Source organism: Sunxiuqinia sp. A32, assembly GCF_052690465.1.
The window spans coordinates 207,786-225,437 of sequence record NZ_JBQYLI010000002.1 but is presented as its reverse complement, the minus strand read 5'-3'; the positions used below and the strand labels follow the sequence as shown (position 1 = coordinate 225,437).

The window sequence follows — 17,652 nt, the reverse complement described above, 5'->3', positions numbered from 1 at the left end:
ATGAAATAGAGATGAAAAGAAATATATTCATATTACTGATCTTGTCGGCAATCCTTAGTTCATGCGGGTTTGACGAGGAAGTGATTTCTTTCGGAACTACATCGGTGTATTTTTATAATCAGGAATACAACCGCAACATTGTAGTAGGCGAGGGATTGGAATTGAAAGCAGGAATCATGTTTTCAGGTTTATTAAATAATGATCAGGAACGTAAAGTTCAGTTTGTTATCGATCCATCTGTAATTACTGACGAATCAAAAACAGTTATGCCTGAAAGTTATTATACGCTTTCAAGTAATTCTGAAATTGTTGTTCCGGTAAACGAGGAACAGGGATATGTTGGTATTGAAATTGATTCAGCAGCTTTTTTGGCTGATCCGAAGTCATTGACAGGGGAATATGTAATTCCATTTGTTTTAACCGGATCAAATGATGTTGACTCAATAAATTCCGCGAAAAATTATATGGTGGCTTCAATTAGCTATTGGGCAAAACAACATGGAAATTATTACTATTCCGGTCAAACCATTAGAAAATCTGCTACTGAAACAGACACGCTGACCTATGAGAATTCTCCGACAATCAACGAAAGCATAAAAGAGCTGGTAACCATAGGGCCTAATTCAATGATGGTGAAAGCAGATAATACAGCCGGAAGTAAAGATCCGGGTGTCGTCTTCAACATTGAAGCACCATCAGTTGGTAGTGGCGATGTAACTCTAAGTAGCGATGAAGGTGCTGCTATTCAGGTGAGCGGAAATGGCAGTTCAACATATGATGCTGCTTCTCGCACATTTTACCTGAGTTATAAATATACCGATGGTGACTTTGAGTGTGAGGCTGTTGATACCTTGATCTTTCGAAACAGAGTAAGGGATATGCAGCCTGATGGACAGGGAGTTAACGAATGGAGATAGTTTAAATAGAAAATTGATATTGGTTTTAAAATTGGGAATTAGTTAGCTATGAATCGAATTATTATTGTAATTGTACTGTGTGTTAGCTTTGGGATTGCGGCAAATGCTCAAACCTATGAAGCTATTAAAGGAAAGTTAATGACTCGTTGGGGTAAGGAAGTTACTCCGGAAAATGCCTGGAAGGAATATCCCCGGCCCCAGTTAAAGCGGGAAAATTGGCAAAACTTAAATGGATTGTGGGAATATGCTATTATTTCAAAGGATGATAAAAAGCCTGAAAATTTTCAGGGAAATATATTAGTACCTTTTGCTGTGGAATCAGCTTTATCAGGTGTAGGGAAGTCTGTACTTCCTGAAGATAAAGTATGGTACCGTAAAACATTTCAGGTTAATCCTGAGTGGAAAGGTAAAAATATTGTTCTTCATTTTCAGGCAGTGGATTGGGAGAGCACAGTATGGTTAAACGGCAAATTGATTGGGACACATAAAGGTGGATCAACTGCATTTTCTTTTGATATTACAAAATATCTAAAAAAGGGAGAGCAGGAATTGATTGTTTCTGTTTGGGACCCAACAGATGACGGAATGCAACCTCGCGGGAAACAAGTACTAAAACCAAGAGGTATTTGGTACACTCCTGTTACTGGTATTTGGCAAACAGTCTGGATGGAACCTGTGAATAAGGTAACCATTCAAACTGTTAATCCGGTTGCGGATATCGATAATAGCCAACTAATTCTCGATACTAAAATTTCCGTGCTGAAAGGCAACGAGGAAATTAAAGTATCCGTATTTAAAGACAGTGAAGTTGTTACTGAGAAGATTTTTAAAGCAGCAGATAAGATTGTTTTGGATATTCCGTCTCCAAAGCTTTGGAGTCCGGAAACTCCAGAATTGTATCAAATGACTGTGTCATTAACAAAGAATGGTGCTTTACTGGATGAAGTTGATTCTTATTTCGCTATGCGAAAAATTTCAATGGTAAAAGATGAGAATGGATTTCAACGAATTCAGCTAAATAATGAAACAATCTTTCAATACGGAACCCTTGATCAGGGATGGTGGCCTGACGGACTATTAACTCCTCCTTCAGCTGAAGCGATGCGCTACGACATGGAAGTGCTGAAAGATATGGGATTTAATATGTTGCGTAAACACATTAAGGTTGAGCCATGGACATATTACTATTATGCTGATTCATTGGGATTGTTGATCTGGCAGGACATGGTCTCTGGCTTTAAAACTGCTGAAAGAAACGAGCAACATGTAAAATGGGATGCAGAAAGTGATTGGAGTCGTCCAAAAGAGTCTGCTGATCAGGTATTGTATGAAATGAAAGAGGAAATTGACCAGTTGAAGTTTTTCCCAAGCATCGTTACATGGGTTATCTTTAATGAAGGCTGGGGACAGTTTGAAACTAAAAAAGTGGTTGATTGGAGCATGGAATATGATCCAACGAGAATTATTGATGGCGTTAGTGGCTGGACCGACAGAAACTGCGGAAATATGTATGATGTGCACCAGTATCCGGGACCAGGAATGGAACCAGCTGCTCAAAATCCTGGTAGAGTGATGGTTCTTGGTGAATTTGGAGGTCTTGGTCTTCCACTTAAAGACCACCTGTGGAATCCAGAGATGAGAAACTGGGGGTATCGCACTTATTCTTCAACTCCAGAGCTAATAAAGGAATATGCAAAACTAATGTATAGTCTTGTTCCTTTGAAGTATAAAGGACTATCAGCTGCTGTGTACACACAAACAACCGATGTTGAAGGTGAAGTGAATGGTTTGATGACATACGATCGGGAAGTTGTAAAAATAGATCCTGAGTTGTTACGCATCCTTCATGCGCCTTTATATGGGAAAGACAATAAAAAGGTTGTTGGTATCATCACCGATTCAGAAGTTGTGGCAAATGACATTCTTTACACAAAAAGCAAACCGTCAGCAGATTGGAAAACTGCGCCTGAACTAAAAGAATTTAAGAGTTTAAAAGGACCAATTGAACAGGCAAAGAGTGAATCAATCTGGTCAGTAAAAGCATTCAATTTGAGTGAAATTCCTGAGGGTATATCATTGAAAATATCAGCATTTGGACAAGTGAAAGTTTATCTAAATGGCAAACTAGTACTTGACAAACGAATCATAGGTAAAAGACATTACGAATATTTCAATATTAGCGATTATGTTGGATACCTTAAAAAAGGAGAAAACTTATTGACAATTGAAGCGCCCGATGCTGAATCAAAAGCTCCATTTGACTATGGTTTTTTCGGATACTAAAATTTTGAAGCAATTAATTAGTAGATCATAATTAGAAAAGCAGTGAAGAAAGGTGCGTACAAAGTGATACTGGCTGGAGTTCTTTTATCTTCCTCAATTTTAGCTTTTGGGGGAGATGCGAAAAAGGATGAAAAATGGAATGTGATATTTCTGGTTTGCGATGACATGAATGATTATGGCATCACCAAAACGGAAGATGTACTGACACCGAATTTGGATAAATTACGGGAGTCATCCGTCACATTTTCAATGGCAAATTGTTCGGCTCCACTCTGTATGCCTTCACGGGCTTCTCTGTATACCGGCATTTATCCGCATCATTCAGGTGTGTATGTAAATGGCGGTGATCCATGGAATGATTCAGAAGCATTAAGACAAGCAGAAACATTGCCCGAATTATTTCGGCGCAACGGATATTATACATTTGGCAGAGGAAAGGTGTATCACGCAAAGTTGACAGACGGACGGATAGAACGCAATTTTGACAACCGCCCTATTTATGAGGGCGGTTTTGGTCCTTTTCCTGATCCGAAACACAGGGTGTTATCTGAAAAAGATCGGTTTAAAAAATTCTGGGGAGTTCAGGCTTTTCCGGATAGTATATTCCCTGATGTGATAAATACAGATGCAGCAATTGAATTTTTGAATGAAGAGCATGAAAAACCTTTTTTTGTTACGCTTGGTTTTTGGCGTCCTCATACTCCGTTTACTGCCCCTCAACGATTTTTTGACATTTATGATCCTGATAAAATTGAAATTCCAAAAGGATATTTGGAGAATGATTTAGATGATGTGCCGGAATATGGAAAAAGTTTGCTGGATCCATTTGGTCGGTTTGAAGTTACCGGTGCAAACAATGTGGACCGATGGAAACATTTTATCCATGGTTATTATGCCTGTACATCATTTGTTGATTGGAATATTGGGCGATTGATGGATACTTTGGAGAAAAGTGAATACGCTGAAAATACGATTGTTGTCATTTTTTCTGATAACGGATTCCATGTTGGAATCAAGAACCATTGGGAGAAAAATACGCTCTGGAATTCGTCCGCAGTTGTTCCTTTAATAATTAAATTACCTAAATCTCCTGTCAGTGGAGGTGTTGTGAATTCTCCTGTCGGTTTGATTGACCTCTATCCAACAATCGTTGATTATTGCAAATTGGATTCTCCAACGCAAAAACTTGATGGAGTTAGCTTGCGACCATTTCTGGAAGAGCCTGGTGTTAGCTGGGATCGTCCTGCATTAACCAACCTTGGCGAAAACTTGATTTCAGTACAAAGCAAACAATACAGATACGTCATGTATCCCGATGGAACATCAGAGTTGTATGATTTTAAAAAGGATCCATATGAATGGCATAATTTGGCTGAAGAAAAAAAATATGCTCCTGTTATTAAGGAACATCAAAAATATTTACCTAAAACTTATATGAAAGCAGTTCCTGGAGGTCGAAAAAATTAACCACGATATATTACAGAATATTATGAAACACATACACAATATTGGTTTAGCGGCATTTGCTTTGACAACAACTTTGAGTTCTTGCACAACTCATCAAAATTCGAATAAGGCCGAGCGGCCCAATATCATTTTGATTATGGCAGATGATATGGGATTTTCGGATATTGGTTGTTATGGTGGAGAAATTCAAACTCCAAACCTGGATGGTCTGGCAAAAACAGGAGTTCGTTATTCACAGTTTTATAATGCAGCCCGTTGTTGCCCAACACGTGCTTCTTTAATGACAGGTGTTTATCCACATCAGGCTGGTATGGGCTGGATGACTAATTGCGATATGGGCACACCTGCATACCAGGGAGACCTAAGCAAAAATGCAGCTACAATTGCAGAAGTTTTAAAAACTGCTGGTTATAATACATATATGACGGGGAAATGGCATTTGTCCAATACCCGAAAAGATAAAGGAATGGTCAAAGATAATTGGCCGGTTCAGCGAGGATTTGAGCATTATTTCGGTCTTGTTGGTGGAGCCGGGAATTATTTCAAACTACCGATCTATTCGAACAATGAAAAATACCAGTCGCCTGATAACTTTTATCTAACGAATGCGATTAGTGATAGTTCTGCCATGTTTATCGGTGAACACTTTAAAACTAATCCTGATTCTCCCATGTTTATGTACGTTGCTTATACGTCTCCTCACTGGCCCCTGCATGCGCTGGAGAAAGATATTGAAAAGTACAAGAATGTTTACAATGTTGGTTGGGATGAAATTAGAGAGAGGCGTTTGAAAAAACAGGTGGAATTAGGATTTTGGGATGATCAGCCTGATTTATCACCTCGTGATGGAGTCGTTCCATCTTGGGATGCGTTAAAACCTGTAGAGAAAAAGGATTTTGCACGTCGCATGGCGATTTATGCAGCTCAGGTCGATGCGATGGATCAGGGGATTGGACGTATTGTTTCGAAACTTAGGGAACTAGGACAGTTGGATAATACGATCATTTTCTTTTTAGCAGATAATGGTGGTTGTGCTGAATATATTTCAAGTGGGAAAAGTAAAGATTTAGAAGGAAACTTAGAGGCTACATTTGAAAGCTATCGTATCAATTGGGCAAATGCAAGTAACACTCCTTTTAGGGAATATAAGCATTGGGTTCACGAAGGCGGTGTCCGCACACCTCTAATTGTGCACTGGCCAGAAGGAATAAGCGCATCAATGGAAGATGGATTTGTTCGGAATTATGGACACCTAACTGATATTATGGCTACATGTGTTGAACTTTCAGGAGCACATTTTCCCGATACTATAAACGGAAATCCAATTGTGCCAATGCAGGGAAGCAGCCTTGTTCCTCATTTTACAGGTCAGAAAAATGGCAGAGGTCCAATTTTTTGGGAGCATGAAGCCAATATTGGCATGCGCGACGGTGTTTGGAAACTGGTTGCTAAAACTCCTGAAAATAAAACATTCAATACTAAACGTCTGGAGCTTTATAATATAGAAGAAGATCCAACTGAATTAAATAACCTGGCAGGAAAGTATCCAGAAAAGCTAGGGGAAATGTATGCGGAATGGAAAATTTGGGCAGAAAAAGTAGGTGTATACCCAATGGATACCAGGGATTACGGCGAACGCTCAAGAGCCTACCAACAAAAAATTAACGGAGAGTTTGATTTGAATTATGGCGATTGGGATATCAACAATCCAGATGGAAAAGCAGAATTCTTGATTGATCAGAATTCAAAAATATCAGGAAAAAATTCAGCATTTATCAAGATTTCAAAAGAAAAAGGGAAAGCTTCTCTTATTTGGGGGTTCCCATCTGGAGATTATAATCAATTTGAAGTATCATTTAAATCAGTTGCCAGCTGTGATACAAAACTTGTCGTTCGATTTGAGAAAATGGGTAAATCAAATAGTGAGGGGTTGAAATACGAATTTCCATTATCAGCAAAAGAATCAACGTTTTCATTTATTTCGAATTCAATCGATCAGCCCGGGAGATATCGTTTGATTTTTGAAGTGGATAATGTTCCTGTTAATGAAAAAGTTTGGTTAGACAATATTGAGCTAACGCCTGTCGAGCTGATGTAGGAAGCAATAATTTATTAATCATTCGAAGAGCGGATAAATTTTAAGATTTCACAGCTGTTATGCAGACTTTCGAGCTGTGAATGTAAAAAATGGGTGAGATGATAGCTGAAAGTGATTTGAAAATATATGAGAGTTCATCTTTATACAAAAGATTGAAAAAAGGTAGCGATGAAGCTTTTCAAAATATTTACCAGAAATACAGAAAGAACATCGATTATTTAATTCGGTCGAGAATAAAGAAACCTTGTGATGCTGAGGATTTGGTTCAGGATGTTTTCATGAAGATATGGGAATATAGAAGGGAAATTGATGAAAACAGACCAATAAAAAACCTATTGTATCGAATATCATTAAATGCAGTGTATAGCTATAATAGTCATCTCGATGTAATAAAAAGAAATGAAAATTATTTGGCAACTAACCTGTCACTTGGTTTTAATTCTTCCGATTCGATTTTAATATTTAAGGAGACTGATTCCATCATAAAGACGATCATAAACAGGCTTCCGAAAAAGCAGCAGGATATTTATAAAATGCACATTGAAGAAGGCTTATCCCGGCAACAAATTGCAAAAGAAAAAGGATTGTCCGTAAGGACAGTTGATAATCAATTGTATCGAGCAAAGATGAAGATGAAAGAGGTGTTGTCTCAAAATTAATTTGAACTTAGAGAAAAGCAACGCATTTCGCTAACAATGAGAAAATGAAACCTTAGATATAATACGGGTGACTAAAAATAGAAAAAGCACTTAAATTCAGGATTTAAGCGCTTTTTTATTGCTTGTTGTTTTTAATCTGTGCCCAGTAAAGGACTCGAACCTTCACGTCCAAAAGGACACTAGTCCCTGAAACTAGCGCGTCTACCAATTCCGCCAACTGGGCTAAAAGTGAGTGCGAATTTATAAAAAATATGAAAATGGCGACATGATATTCTGAAAATTATGAGAAGTTATTTCTTTTCGTATTCTTTTTGGTAATCCGTTCGAATTACTTTGCCTTCATTATCTAATATAAATGTATAATATTCTTTTTTGCTTACAGGAGGAGTGGTCATCGGATCAAGGGTTCCTTCTCCCTTGGCGATTGTCGAAGACCCTAAATCTTTTTCTTTTATAAAAATCACTCTCGAAAGTCCATTGTCAAGGTTCTGAACCTTGTTTGCCTTCATTTTTAAGTTTTTCTCAATATACTGAATATCTTTTCCCATAAAGGTTCTGTTTAATTGAGAGTGAACACTGCACGAGAATAGAACAATTAGAAGTAGTGGAAGTATTTTTTTCATGAAATATTGCTTTGTTTGTTTAAAAGTAGAAAAGTTATTTGAACATCAGACCATAAACGCTGTTCTCTCTATTAAAATTTTACAGATATGCGTATAAATGCATTTTACCTTGCTTTAATGAGTGGCATCCTCCTTTTTTCATGTAATTCTAAAAAGGATTTCCCCTTATTTAGGGTTGATGGTTTAACTATGGATCAAGTGCAGGTTGAGGGAATCTTGGGAGAATATTTCCATAATAGTAATAGTGAAGTTTCCAATTCGGATATTGAAATAATGGATAGTAGCGCGGTCATCGGATTTGATATTTCTACAATTAACCAGAATAACATTGATAAATCGATGACTCAACTTATTCAACTCGCGGAGTTGTATGCCAATTCAGGTCAGGAAGAATTGTTGGATAAAGCAGAAAACGGTTGGAATATTATTAAAGAAAATGTTACAGTCGGCAGTGAAACATCATCGATATTCAATCATTCATTTTCCAATGAAAGTGAATTAAAAGATTGGATTCAGTTGAACTCAATTCTTCTGAAGATTACAGGAGCCCCCAAATATGCTTCAGAAATCGAGGACCTTGCCTATAATGTGGTACTCACTGATAAAGGCCATTTTGAAACACGAAGTGAGCTTGTGCCGATTATATATACCCGGTATTTGGATGAAATATATGTCAATGTTTTTGGTCGATCTTCAATGCAGTATAACCATACAACGGGAGGTTCAGTGAGGATTGTTCAAGATACTGAATTTCCATATGATGGATTAGTAAAATTGAAATTTGAGGTGGATGATAAACGCTATGTTGATCTACATATTCGCATTCCTGAGTGGGCTGAAAGGGCCACTGTGACAGTTGGTGGCGTAAAATATAAAGCGGTTCCCGGAGAATATGCCCAGATAACGAAAAAATGGAAAACGGGTGATATCGTGGAAATAATTTTGCCAATGCGTCCAATTGTTATCGAAAAACAAACCGATTCAGGAGCATGGCACAAATATTTTGGGCTGAAGTATGGAACACTGAATTTAGCGACATCAATGTGTGATTCCCTTTTTACTTCAAATAATGCATTTAATGGGAAAGATCCATATCCGTATCTTCGATTTGTTTCGCCACCTGGAGACGTTCCTACTTTTACTTTTGACGGAATAAATGATACAACCTTGGTTTTTCAACCCTCTTTTGCTATTAGGGAGAATACGGATAATAACTGTTTTACCACATGGATTCCGCAAGGAAATTAATTCAAATTCCAGCTTAAAGCAATTGAGGCTTTTTCAAGTTTGTACTTAATTCTCTATTGATATTATCAATAAAATAAGATGATAATAAAGGAGATTCCCTTTCAATATTTTGATGAACAAAAAAGTAGATATCCCGAAGGCCAAGTTCAACCCATTTTTTCAATCTTTTAATCCAGTCATCGAGCCTTGATCTGTCACTTTCAGCATTATTTGCTCCAACATATCTGATGAAGGCGACTGAAGTTGTTAATCTCATATGAAGCAAATCTCTTCTGCCTGCTGTATCAACAATTATGTTTGTTTTATCGTGTTTTTCCAACAAATTGCACACTTGGTCAGCTATTTTTTCATCATTAAACCATTCTGTATTGCGCATTTCAACAGCCAAGGGAATTGCTTTTGGGAATTCTTCAATATAAGAAACTAATCGGTCAATGTTTTTATAACCAAAATTATCATGGAGCTGCAAAAACGCCATCCCTAATTTGTATTCAAAATTGCTGATGTAATCGCAATACTCCTCGGTTAGATCTTTGACATTAATTAGTCGGCGATAATGGCTAATAGTTTGGTTGATTTTGGGAAAGAATTTGAAGTTGTCCGGCGTTTTGTTTCTCCAACTGATGATTTGATCAGCATTGAACATTCTATAGAAAGTAGCATTTAGCTCAATCGAGTTAAATTGATTAGAATAATATGCTAATTCATCTTTTGTGCCTCGTGGATAAAAATTCTTCAAATCTTGTCTATTCCATTTAGCACATCCAACATAAACGTTTAGATCATGATTGGTTGCTTTGTTCTTTAATATTTCTTCCGTTCTTTTATGGTCATCCGGTAGATTGAAATCTATGTTTTCAGGATTCTGTACTTGTCCAAATTTCATATGCGTTAATTTATAACGTCTAAATTATCTGCTTAAAAATAACCTTATTCTTATAGTTTTTGTTGATTATCCTTGTAAAAATGTTGAAATTGCATCAAACTTAATTCGAATATGAAAGCACTGGTTCTTGAAGAATATAATCATTTTAAGTATACAGAATTTGAAAAGCCGAAACCCCTTGACGGTGAAGTGTTGGTTGAGGTGAAAGCAGTTGGAATTTGTGGTAGTGATGTGCATGGGATGGATGGAAGTACTGGCAGGCGAATTCCACCACTTATTATGGGGCATGAGGCTGCAGGTATGATTGTTGCAATAGGTAGTAGCGTGTCTAATTGGCAAGTTGGTGATCGTGTCACCTTTGATTCCACTATTTATAAATTGGATGATTGGTACACCAGAAAAGGGCAGTATAATCTAAGTGATGATCGAGTAGTATTAGGTGTTTCCTGTGGAGATTATAGAAGGCATGGGGCATTCGCTGATTATGTCACAATTCCGCAGCATATTCTATACAAAATTCCAGATGAGGTTAGCTTTGAACAAGCGGCCATGGTGGAACCTGTTGCAGTAGCAATGCATGCTTTAAATTTAACCAAGCCTGAAGTTGGTGAAAGCGCAATTGTGGTTGGAGTGGGGATGATTGGACTTTTTATAGTTCAGTTATTAAAAGTGGCTGGTTGTAGTAAAATTATCGCCGTTGATTTAGACGACGATAAATTGAAATTGGCAGAGGAACTTGGAGCGACTCATTGTATAAATAGCAATGATGAAAAATTGTATGATATAATTCAAGCACTAACTGAAAACAGGGGAGCGGATCATGCATTTGAAGCAGTTGGCATTGCTCCGACTGTAAAGCTATCTATACAGAATGTTAGAAAGGGTGGGACTGTCACATTGCTTGGAAATTTATCACCTGAGATAGATTTTCCTTTGCAATCGGTTGTTACTCGTCAGATTAAAGTTCAGGGGAGTTGTGCTATTGCCGGAGAATATCCTGCAGTGCTTGACCTGATTGCTGCCGGTAAAATCAATGTGGAGGCACTAATCAGTGCGAAAGTTCCACTTTCTGAAGGGAATGACTGGTTTCAACGTCTTTATAAAAAAGAAAAAGGATTAATTAAGGTTATTCTTCAACCTTAAAAATAGTTGTCTAAATAAACTTCAATGAAAATACGTACTGCTATTATAGGACCTGGTAAGGTTGCTCATCTTCACGCGAAAGGAATCGTAGAGTCAGAAAATGCAGAGTTTGTTGCTGTCTGTGGACGATCAAAAGAACGAACACAGCAATTCGCAGATACATATGGGATAAATGCTTACGTTGATCTGGAGCAGATGATAAAAGAGGAGAATGTGCAGGCATTGATTGTCTGTACTCCGCATCCATATCATCGTGATCCGGTTGTAGTCGCGGCAAACTTAGGGGTTCACTCTTTGATAGAAAAGCCCATGGCCAGCACGTTGGAAGATTGTGATGCCATGTTACAAGCAGCTTCTGAGAATAATGTAAGTTTGGGAGTAATTAGTCAACGCCGGTTTTACGAACCGATAGTTCGCATGAAAAAGGCAATTGAGGATGGAAAAATTGGAAAGCCTGCCTTGGGACATGTAATTATGCTCGGATGGCGCGATGAAAATTATTATAAAAGCGATCCGTGGCGAGGGAAATGGGATACTGAAGGAGGAGGAGTTCTTGTAAACCAGGCTCCGCATCAACTTGATTTGTTCCAATGGTTAATGGGACCTATTGAACAGGTTTATGCGCTAACTCGAAATTTGAATCATCCATACATTGAAGTGGAAGATACTGCTGTTGCTGTGGTACAATTTAAAGATAAAGCGATTGGGAATATTTTATTAAGCAATTCACAAAAGCCTGGAATCTACGGTAAAATACATATCCATGGTGCGAATGGCGCTTCTGTTGGAGCACAGACCGAAGGTGGAGCAATGTTTATTGCCGGCCAATCGTCGGTACTTGAACCTCCGGTAAATGATTTGTGGACGGTTCCCGGAGAAGAGAGTTCCGTGGAAATTTGGAAAAAGGAAGACTCCGATTTTTTCAATACTATTGACGCGGCAGAGTATTATATTGGTTTGCAGATTGATGATTTCTGTTTGTCAATTATTGAAAATAGAGAGCCTTTTGTAACAGGCGAAGAAGGGCGAAAAACAGTTGAATTATTTACTGCTATTTATCGTTCAAACCGTGATAATGCGCCAGTTCAATTTCCTTTAAAGCCTGAAGATACGGCAGACCTTGACGGCAGACTTTCTATGAAAATGAATAAGTAATTTACTTCTACCGTTTGGCATTTAGCTGATATGTATTAATTTAGGCAACTGCATAACTAAATTGATTACCTAACTGTGCGATCATGAATGAAATTCTATTACTTGCCGGAATTGGATTTGCCATTTTGTTATTGTTGTTTTTGGTCTTGAAGTTGAAGATTCACGCTTTCATTTCTCTGTTGATTGTTAGTATTGTGGTCGGTATTGTCACTGGAATGGATTTCAAGCTCATCATGGAAAGCATGAAAAACGGAATGGGTAATACGCTTGGCTTTGTGGCAACAGTTGTAGGTTTGGGGGCAATTTTTGGGCAAATGCTGGAGTCTTCAGGTGGTGCACAATCTATTGCTCATTATTTGCTAAAACATTTTGGAGAGAAACGTGCATCGTGGGCATTGGTAATTACTGGTTTTATTGTGGCAATCCCGGTATTTCTGGATGTTGGTTTTATCATATTAATTCCAATTATTTATGAGCTGACGAAACAAGCAAAAAGGTCCATGCTATACTATGCGATTCCTTTGCTTGCTGGATTGGCAGTTACACATTCATTTATTCCTCCAACTCCGGGGCCAGTTGCCGTTGCTGAAATATTGGATGCGCAATTGGGATGGATAATTATGATGGGTTTCATAGTTGGACTTCCAACAGCTATAATTGCAGGGCCGGTATTTGGAAAATACATTAGTAAAAAGATTCAATTAAAGGCTCCTGATTTTTTTGATGAACAGGACGCTAATATTGATCAGAATAATTTACCTTCTTTCAGAACGATTATTTTAATTATTGCATTACCATTATTTTTAATTGTTTTAAACTCCGTATCCGAAGTCTTATTCGATAAGGGAATTTATACGAATAAAGTTGTCTATGATGTTATTGGGCTGTTCGGACATCCCTTTACAGCATTGATAATTTCTACACTTTTAGCTCTGTATGTATTGGGAACCAGAAGGGGATTTAGCAAAGATCAGTTAATGAAGCTTTCAGGGAAAGCACTTGGTCCTGCCGGATTAATTATTTTAGTAACCGGTGCTGGTGGCGTTTTCAAACAAATACTAATTGATAGTGGAGTAGGTGCTATGCTTGCTGAGAAGTTGGCAGATTCGTCAATGCCACCAATTGTGTTAGCCTATATTATCGCTGTAGTTGTTCGGGTGATTCAAGGTTCGGCAACCGTTTCAATGATTACAGCCGCAGGAATTATGGCGCCACTACTTACTGTTTTTGATCTTACTCAAATTGATAAAGCACTTGTGGTTCTTTCTATTGCTGCAGGAGCAACTATTTTATCTCACGTAAATGATAGTGGTTTTTGGCTGGTAGGAAAATATTTGGGAATGGATGAAAAAGATACACTTCGTTCCTGGACAGTTATGGAAACAATAATTTCTGTTGTTGGATTTACACTTATTTTATTAGTAAGTATGTTTGTTTAACGAATCACAATTAAAGTCGGCTTTAGATTTCAATTAAAATATTGCAGTATTACAATACTGTTATCATTGAGTTATAAAAAAAGTATTTCCCACAAAAATCTATTTTTATAACTACGTTTGCGGGCTTTAAAAATTTTAAGTGCGTAAAAAAGATGATTACAGTTTCAAATCTACGAATTCAATTTGGTAAAAGAGTCTTGTTTCAGGATGTAAACATGAAGTTTACAGCCGGAAATTGTTATGGAGTAATTGGTGCAAATGGCGCAGGAAAATCAACCTTCCTGAGGACTATTTCTGGTGAAATTGATGCAACTGCTGGAAATATTCGCATGGAGCCAGGAGAGCGTCTTTCCGTGTTAAGTCAGGATCACTTTGCATTTGATGAATTTACGGTAATTGATACTGTACTCAAAGGTCACGCACAGCTTTGGGACATCATACAAGAAAAAAATGAGTTGTACGCGAAAGCAGATTTCTCTGATAAAGATGGAATTCGTGCTGCAGAATTGGAAGAGCAATTTGCTGACATGGATGGATGGAATGCTGAGAGTGATGCGGCTACACTTTTAAGTGGTTTGGGAATCAAGGAGCAGTTTCATTACACCCTGATGAAGGATATGAGTGGAAAGGAAAAGGTTCGTGTGTTACTTGCCCGTGCTCTTTTTGGTAAACCTGATAACTTGCTGTTGGATGAGCCGACCAATGATCTTGACCTGGAAACTGTGCAGTGGCTGGAAAATTACCTTTCCAATTATGAAAATACTGTTTTAGTAGTTTCTCACGACCGCCACTTTTTAGATTCAATAAGTACGCACACTGTTGATATTGATTTTGGAAAAGTGCAACTCTTTGCAGGAAACTACAGCTTTTGGTATCAAAGTAGTCAGCTGGCCTTAAGGCAGCAATTGGCACAGAATAAGAAAGCAGAAGAAAAGAAAAAGGAGTTGCAGGAATTTATTGCTCGTTTTAGCGCTAACGTATCTAAATCGAAGCAAACTACCAGCCGTAAGAAGATGATTGAAAAGCTTAATGTAGAAGATATTCAGCCTTCAACACGTAAGTATCCTGGAATTATTTTTAAGCCTGAACGAAAAGCTGGTGATAAGATTCTTGATGTAGAGGATTTAAGTGCCAGTGTTGACGGACATACTTTATTTAAGGATATAAGCTTTGATACTCAAAATGGTGATAAAATAGTGTTCCTTTCCAGGGATCCACGGGCAATGACTGCCTTCTTTGAAATCATCAATGGTAGAAAACAGGCAGATACCGGTACATATCAATGGGGACAGACGATTACTTCAGCATATTTGCCGTTGGATAATGCAGAATACTTCAATAGCGATTTGAGTTTGTTTGACTGGTTATGCCAGTTCACAACAGATACTACAGAGCTTTATATTCGGGGGTATTTGGGGAAAATGCTATTTGCCGGTGATGAAATTTACAAGAAAGTAAGTGTATTATCCGGTGGTGAAAAAATGCGTTGTATGATTTCAAGAATGATGTTGGCTAACGCGAATGCTTTGGTATTGGATACACCTACCAATCACTTGGATTTGGAATCCATTCAGGCGTTTAATAATAACCTGGAGAAATATCCCGGCAATATATTCATGTCGTCGCATGACCACGAGTTTATTCAATCAGTTTGTAACAGGATTATTGAACTCACTCCAAATGGTATGATTGATAAACTGATGGATTATGATGATTATATTTCTGACGAAAATATTGCAGCGTTAAGAGATAAAATGTATCAATAAATTACTTTGAAATTTCCCCAAGATTTTAATATTCATTTCTTTATTTGTTGAAACAGAGAACCTCTTCTTGTTTTTTTGTTAATGGGTTTTGGCTCGTTAATAAAACCATTTTGTATATAAATGGGTATAAATGATTGTAAAAAGCATGAAGGAGTAGTTTGATAAGTAAAACCTATTCTTTCCAATTTCTATGACATAGAACCTTTTAGGCGACTATTCGTTAGTTCTTTTATACTTTGCGCTAATCTGAAATTTAGTCCTATGCCTATCTATATGGATCGACACGATGTCTCTGAAATGGTAACTGCAGAAAATGTTGCTCAGTTACATCAACAAGATTTGAAAATCCAGGATAAATTTGGATGCAAAGGACTAACCTATTGGTTTGATGAAAACCGGAAAACTGCATTTTGTCTGATTGAAGCTCCCAGTGAGCAACATATTATTGATATGCACAATAATGCTCATGGTGAAGTGCCTCATCAGGTAATAGAAGTTGATGCAGACGTTGTGGAATCCTTCTTAGGCCGTATTGAAGATCCTGAAAATGAAGATAACAACCAAATGAATATTATTACCGAGCCCGCCTTTAGAGCAATAATGTATACGGGTTTTAGTAATGCCTCTTTCAAAGAAGTGGCAATAAATGGAGAGAATATTAACCCGTCTGATTGCCTGAATTCTCTTGAAAATATTTTTCATCAATTTAAAGGTAAAATTGCTCAAAGACATCGAAATGATTTTATTGTTTCTTTTGAATCAGTCTCACAGGCAGTTTGGTGTGCAATGGAGGTATATACCAAATTTGAAGATTGGAGCAACGCTGTACATTGCAAGAAAACAAGGTTGAAAACAGGTATCAGTACTGGGGATCCGGTTACTGAAAATAAATCATTCTTCGAGGATGCTAAGAAGTTGGCTGAAAGATTATTTTATATTGCTACAGATAAAATTTTGGTTTCTGCAGAAGTTAAGAAAATATATAAACACGATAATTTGGATGTATTTCTGGATGATAACTTATTTGTTGCATTACATCCATCTGAAGAACATTTTTTAGATAACATGATGAACTACATTGAAGAAACATGGCAGAATCCGGATCTGCATGTTGATGATTTTGGTAGGTTTTTGGGATATAGTAAATCACAGCTGTATAGAAATATGGTTTCTTTAACAGGATTGTCACCCAATAATTTCATCAAAGAATACAGGTTAAACAAAGCTTTAACCCTGATTAATAAACAAACTTCCAATATTTCTGAAATTGCTTACGAAACAGGGTTTAATAGCCCATCATACTTTGCGAAATGTTTTCATAAAAAATTTGGATTAACACCATCAGACTATTTGCATTTACTTACTGAGTAGTCAACAATCGATATACATCTGCTAAAATGACCCATTTTTACTAGTGTTTGAATTAAAAATGCTAGTACATGGCTATTTATATGTCGTAACTTTGAATTAATAAATACGCATATTAATATCTATTAATCTGTGATAAATTGAAATTGTTCTGTAACGAATACATAATAAATAAGTTGATATAATTATTAATTCAAATAAATCAATCATGACAAAATCACTTTATGAACGACTGGGTGGTAAAGAAGGTATTACCAAAATTGTAGACGATGTAGTTGAAGCTCATATGAATAATCCTGCTATCAATGCTCGGTTCATCCCTTACAGCGAAACACCAGAGAAATTAGCACAGATTAAAAGCCATACGGTTGATTTTTTCAGCGAAGGAAGTGGTGGCCCTGTAAAATACGCAGGTAGAGATATGCCGACAACGCATCGTGGAATGAATATAAATCCTACGGAATATATGCACGTTGTGGATGATATCTTTTTAGTTCTTGACAAACATCAGATTGATGAGGATACTAAAAAAGACGTGCTGGCAATTTTATGGTCATTAAAAGGAATGATCATTGAGCAATAGTCCCTTAAATTTTTAAA

At 37.2% G+C, this 17,652-nt stretch carries 14 protein-coding genes and 1 tRNA gene; 12 read left to right on the top strand and 3 right to left on the bottom strand.

Annotated features, from left to right (window positions below; translation table 11 throughout):
* The first annotated feature begins 11 nt into the window (after positions 1 to 11).
* The 5 genes from ACUNWD_RS02900 to ACUNWD_RS02880 all read left to right on the top strand — a co-directional run bounded on the left by ACUNWD_RS02900 (position 12) and on the right by ACUNWD_RS02880 (position 7,424).
* Positions 12 to 917 carry a BT_3987 domain-containing protein gene (locus tag ACUNWD_RS02900; protein ID WP_445586262.1) on the top strand — a complete coding sequence of 302 codons (906 nt, stop codon included), beginning with the start codon at positions 12 to 14 and terminating at the stop codon, positions 915 to 917.
* A gap of 48 nt (positions 918 to 965) precedes the next feature.
* Entirely contained in the window at positions 966 to 3,200 is a 2,235-nt protein-coding gene (locus ACUNWD_RS02895) for a sugar-binding domain-containing protein (protein WP_445586261.1), read from the top strand.
* A gap of 42 nt (positions 3,201 to 3,242) precedes the next feature.
* Positions 3,243 to 4,667 (top strand): sulfatase, encoded by a 1,425-nt coding sequence (locus ACUNWD_RS02890; protein WP_445586260.1) that lies wholly within the window; start codon positions 3,243 to 3,245, stop codon positions 4,665 to 4,667.
* Between the two features lie 22 nt (positions 4,668 to 4,689).
* Positions 4,690 to 6,765 carry an arylsulfatase gene (locus ACUNWD_RS02885; protein WP_445586259.1) on the top strand — a complete coding sequence of 692 codons (2,076 nt, stop codon included), beginning with the start codon at positions 4,690 to 4,692 and terminating at the stop codon, positions 6,763 to 6,765.
* A 98-nt stretch (positions 6,766 to 6,863) separates the two neighbouring features.
* A complete protein-coding gene (locus ACUNWD_RS02880) occupies positions 6,864 to 7,424 on the top strand; it encodes an RNA polymerase sigma factor (RefSeq protein ID WP_445586258.1) in 561 nt (186 codons plus the stop codon).
* A gap of 139 nt (positions 7,425 to 7,563) precedes the next feature.
* Here ACUNWD_RS02880 and ACUNWD_RS02875 read toward each other — a convergent pair.
* A tRNA-Leu gene (locus tag ACUNWD_RS02875) sits at positions 7,564 to 7,647 on the bottom strand.
* A 67-nt stretch (positions 7,648 to 7,714) separates the two neighbouring features.
* Positions 7,715 to 8,047: a hypothetical protein gene (locus tag ACUNWD_RS02870; RefSeq protein ID WP_445586257.1), complete on the bottom strand. Its 333-nt coding sequence runs from the start codon at positions 8,045 to 8,047 to the stop codon at positions 7,715 to 7,717.
* An 87-nt stretch (positions 8,048 to 8,134) separates the two neighbouring features.
* Here ACUNWD_RS02870 and ACUNWD_RS02865 point away from each other — a divergent pair, with 87 nt between their 5' ends.
* The gene (locus ACUNWD_RS02865) at positions 8,135 to 9,295 is read left to right on the top strand and encodes a hypothetical protein (RefSeq protein WP_445586256.1); all 1,161 of its coding nucleotides are present in this window, start codon (positions 8,135 to 8,137) and stop codon (positions 9,293 to 9,295) included.
* A gap of 13 nt (positions 9,296 to 9,308) precedes the next feature.
* Here ACUNWD_RS02865 and ACUNWD_RS02860 read toward each other — a convergent pair whose 3' ends face one another.
* A complete protein-coding gene (locus tag ACUNWD_RS02860) occupies positions 9,309 to 10,181 on the bottom strand; it encodes a DUF72 domain-containing protein (RefSeq protein ID WP_445586255.1) in 873 nt (290 codons plus the stop codon).
* Between the two features lie 111 nt (positions 10,182 to 10,292).
* Here ACUNWD_RS02860 and ACUNWD_RS02855 point away from each other — a divergent pair, with 111 nt between their 5' ends.
* The 6 genes from ACUNWD_RS02855 (at position 10,293) to ACUNWD_RS02830 (ending at position 17,635) form a co-directional block, all read left to right on the top strand.
* On the top strand, positions 10,293 to 11,324 hold the full coding sequence (locus tag ACUNWD_RS02855; RefSeq protein WP_445586254.1) for a galactitol-1-phosphate 5-dehydrogenase: 1,032 nt from the start codon (positions 10,293 to 10,295) through the stop codon (positions 11,322 to 11,324).
* A 24-nt stretch (positions 11,325 to 11,348) separates the two neighbouring features.
* A complete protein-coding gene (locus ACUNWD_RS02850; RefSeq protein ID WP_445586253.1) occupies positions 11,349 to 12,479 on the top strand; it encodes a Gfo/Idh/MocA family protein in 1,131 nt (376 codons plus the stop codon).
* An 83-nt stretch (positions 12,480 to 12,562) separates the two neighbouring features.
* Positions 12,563 to 13,918, top strand: coding sequence for a GntP family permease (locus ACUNWD_RS02845; RefSeq protein ID WP_445586252.1), 1,356 nt, complete (start codon positions 12,563 to 12,565; stop codon positions 13,916 to 13,918).
* Between the two features lie 152 nt (positions 13,919 to 14,070).
* Positions 14,071 to 15,684, top strand: a complete 1,614-nt coding sequence (locus tag ACUNWD_RS02840; RefSeq protein ID WP_445586251.1) for an ABC-F family ATP-binding cassette domain-containing protein — start codon at positions 14,071 to 14,073, stop codon at positions 15,682 to 15,684.
* 261 nt (positions 15,685 to 15,945) lie between these two features.
* Positions 15,946 to 17,055, top strand: coding sequence for a nickel-binding protein (locus tag ACUNWD_RS02835; RefSeq protein ID WP_445586250.1), 1,110 nt, complete (start codon positions 15,946 to 15,948; stop codon positions 17,053 to 17,055).
* 205 nt (positions 17,056 to 17,260) lie between these two features.
* On the top strand, positions 17,261 to 17,635 hold the full coding sequence (locus tag ACUNWD_RS02830; RefSeq protein WP_445586249.1) for a group I truncated hemoglobin: 375 nt from the start codon (positions 17,261 to 17,263) through the stop codon (positions 17,633 to 17,635).
* The last annotated feature ends 17 nt before the right edge of the window (positions 17,636 to 17,652 follow it).